The sequence below is a fragment of the Pseudomonas sp. 05T35 genome (genome assembly GCF_056396605.1).
The window spans coordinates 1-2,317 of record NZ_JBFTLU010000585.1 but is presented as its reverse complement, the minus strand read 5'-3'; the positions used below and the strand labels follow the sequence as shown (position 1 = coordinate 2,317).

Below are 2,317 nucleotides of genomic sequence, written 5' to 3'. Positions count from 1 at the left end.
GTAGTTGATCCGCCCACCACCGTCGACGCTCATGTCCGCGCGGAAAATCTTGAAAGTGTGATCCTGCTTATCGACGGCCAACTGGTAGCGAATGTCGAACGGATGACGCTTGATACCACTCTGGAACTGCTCGTAACGGTCGTTGGCCAGACGCACCGGCATACCGCCGCCATACAACGCCGCCAAAGCCGCATAGTAGACAAAGATGTTGTGGTCTTTGGAGCCGTAGCCGACGGTGTAGCCAGGGTGCATGTTCAGCGTGCTCAAGCCAAACCGCGACGGCGCGATCATCTTCGCGGTTTCGGTCGCAGCCTCCAGCGGACACTGGGTCGCGACGACAAAATGCAGGGTCCTGGTCGCCGGGTCGTACCAACCGTTGCCGTTGTCCGGTTCCATTGCAGCCGGTTCAATCGACGGCGTCTTGTAGCGCTCGTCGAAAACCATCCRGCCTTCTGGCGGGTTTTCCAGTTGCTGCTTCATGCGATCGGCGTAAAACAGACCGCGCTCGGTCAGGTTGCCATGCAGGTTCGGCTGGGCGTTCCACACCGGACGCCGTTCGCGAATCATCGGGAACAGGATCGAGTCCTTCAGGCTGGCGAATTCATCTTCATCTGCCGAGGTCGCCCCACCGACCCGCACGTAACGGAAACTGCCATAAGGATCGCGCGTGTAAAACGGCGCCTTGGCGCCATAGCGAATCGCTTTGTCGTTGAACTTGAGCATGTTCTTGGCCTGGCGGAAACGCTCGAAGTCGTTCCAGATCAGGATCGCTACCGGGTGGCCGATGAACATCGGCACCTTGCCGGTTGGCAGCAGCGGATCGGGCGCGTGGTCTTCAGGGAAAACGATGCCGTCCTTGTCCAGGTCTTCAGCGGTGACGATGCGATCAGGCTGCAATTCGGCACCCAGCAACGACAGGTCGAATCCGTCATAAATGCGGTCGGCGCGAATGGTTTTGAGCAGCATCGCGTGGCCTTGTTGCTGCGGCCAGCCCGGCATGTCCTTGGCCCGGATGTCGCGGGCAAATACCTTGCTGCCGCAGACCTTGGACAATGAGTCATTGCGCATGCGTGCCTTGCCGTTGTTGCCGAGCCATTGCTCGGACGGCACGGTCACGCTGTTTTCCATCAAGGCAGCCAGCGCCTGGGAGCTGAGCGGGGTCAGCGTCACACTGACGCCAGCGATCAACCCGCCCTGCAGGAAGGAGCGCCGGGATATATCACGGTTGGACATGGATCATCCTCTGGACGGTTATGAATTCCGCCCATGTCGTTATGGTGTACAGGGAAATCTCTGGTCTCAGGAGCCCTCCTGACGATACGAAGGGCTGAAAAGCCGAAAAGCTGACCTAATGGTTAACTTTATCGAATTTGTCAGGCCTCGGCAAAAGTAATAAATAGAGACTCATTGGAGAGCCTGTCGACGAATGGACAATATTGAGGACGAAAAAAAGCCCGCATGCGGGCGGGCTTGAAGGGGATATCTCAAAGGAGTCAGGTCAATCTAGGCTGGTAAGGGTGAAGACTTCGTGAAAGGGTTGTCATGGTTACGGAAATATCATAGCCCCCACGGAAGCCAGCACCTTATCAACGCCCCCTCATACTCCCGTGCTATATCTTTTTCCGCTCCCCTCCTTTGCTCCATTTTTTACTGACCGACTTGCGAATGGGTTCAAGAAGAAAGAACAGTACATAGCCCGAGAGGACGAGCGCGAGATCGATCAATGATTCAGCAATGGGGCCTACGAAGTATTCAATGCAGTATTTAGCAACGAACAGCAACGAAATGCCACCAATTGCCATTAACGTGACAACTGCAAGACTTGATAACCTTTCCTTCAACTGGGTATATCTCCCGACTCTGTGCGGCAACCTCATGTGAGACGCCTGGAAATCTCCATTGTTCCGAAAAATCTGCAATGCTGCCGCAGAGCCAAACTGGCAGCCCTGAGCGAGCTGCAATGGCGGCCCAGGCTTATTCAAGGTGTATACGATGAGCCTTCACTTCGCTCGCGTAGAGGGCCAGCCGTTCTTCGGCGGTCTCCAACACCTGACACGTCTTCAGCAGTGACTGGGCATCGACCTCATTACCTGTCTGTCTCAGCCGCTCGGCTATGGCTTTGAGCTCCACTGCCGACCATCGCATATCAGATGCAAGGTTCTGGAAATCGCTGCGCAGTTCGTGCTCGGGTTTGTTGAGTAACATGGCAATTCCCTCCGCGTCATGCATCACTCGATGCGACGCTCTGAAAATCGTTTCCACTGCAAAAGACTTGATAACCCTCTTGTGCACTGGATGCAACTCCCAGATTTGCCAC

The 2,317-nt window shown here is 55.6% G+C and carries 3 protein-coding genes; all 3 read right to left on the bottom strand.

The features are described 5' to 3' along the window. A partial coding sequence (locus tag AC1DH9_RS27565; protein WP_477809174.1) for a molybdopterin cofactor-binding domain-containing protein occupies positions 1–1,233 on the bottom strand: 1,233 nt, incomplete at its 3' end. A 377-nt stretch (positions 1,234–1,610) separates the two neighbouring features. Then, positions 1,611–1,877 (bottom strand): hypothetical protein, encoded by a 267-nt coding sequence (locus AC1DH9_RS27560; protein ID WP_477806165.1) that lies wholly within the window; start codon positions 1,875–1,877, stop codon positions 1,611–1,613. Positions 1,878–1,974: 97 nt separating this feature from the next. Further along, a complete protein-coding gene (locus AC1DH9_RS27555) occupies positions 1,975–2,205 on the bottom strand; it encodes a hypothetical protein (RefSeq protein ID WP_427532402.1) in 231 nt (76 codons plus the stop codon). Between the last annotated feature and the right edge of the window lie 112 nt (positions 2,206–2,317).

Bases quoted from the DNA above. Each gene is read 5' to 3' on its own strand.
- AC1DH9_RS27560 (WP_477806165.1), bottom strand. From the start codon at position 1,877: ATGAGGTTGCCGCACAGAGTCGGGAGATATACCCAGTTGAAGGAAAGG.
- AC1DH9_RS27555 (WP_427532402.1), bottom strand. From the start codon at position 2,205: ATGTTACTCAACAAACCCGAGCACGAACTGCGCAGCGATTTCCAGAAC.